The sequence below is a fragment of the Pseudomonas morbosilactucae genome (genome assembly GCF_023241665.1).
Lineage (GTDB): Bacteria > Pseudomonadota > Gammaproteobacteria > Pseudomonadales > Pseudomonadaceae > Aquipseudomonas > Aquipseudomonas morbosilactucae.
The window spans coordinates 1-509 of record NZ_JALQCX010000117.1; the positions used below are offsets into that span (position 1 = coordinate 1).

Sequence of the window (509 nt, forward strand, 5' to 3'; positions counted from 1 at the left end):
ATTACTGGTAAAATCTGTGTTCTTTTAAGTGCGAGATCACCTGCTTTGTCATAAGTCATCTGTAATCCCAACGTGTAATAACTATTGCTTTGCTCGTTGATTGATTTTTTTATACTCAACTCCAATCGCTCTTGTTTGAAAAGGAACCGAAATACTTCCCCACTGATTTCTATAAACAGAACTAACTCTAATATCTCCATTAAATATTCCCGATAAAGCCGGATTGCGCAACATGGGCATTTCATAGAACTGTGAAAATGAAAAGTCCTGCGATAATAACAATTGCGGAGAACAAAATAATATGATTACTAAGATTTTTCTCATAGGGTATCATTTGACTAATGTAATATTCCCTTTGTATGTATAGGTTGTATTATTTTCACAAATCACTTCGCAGGTATATACATATACATCGGGAGATGCTTTTACACCTTTTATAAGGCCATTCCAGCCCTGAGATTTATCATTCGGCTGGAAATTCGATTTTTCAAATACCACACCTCCCCATC

At 35.4% G+C, this 509-nt stretch carries 1 protein-coding gene; it reads right to left on the reverse strand.

Annotated elements, in window-relative coordinates; genetic code table 11:
- Positions 1-81: 81 nt before the first annotated feature.
- On the reverse strand, positions 82-324 hold the full coding sequence (locus tag M1B35_RS32505) for a type IX secretion system membrane protein PorP/SprF (protein ID WP_425273468.1): 243 nt from the start codon (positions 322-324) through the stop codon (positions 82-84).
- Positions 325-509: the final 185 nt, after the last annotated feature.

Bases quoted from the DNA above. Each gene is read 5' to 3' on its own strand.
- M1B35_RS32505 (WP_425273468.1), bottom strand. From the start codon at position 324: ATGAGAAAAATCTTAGTAATCATATTATTTTGTTCTCCGCAATTGTTA.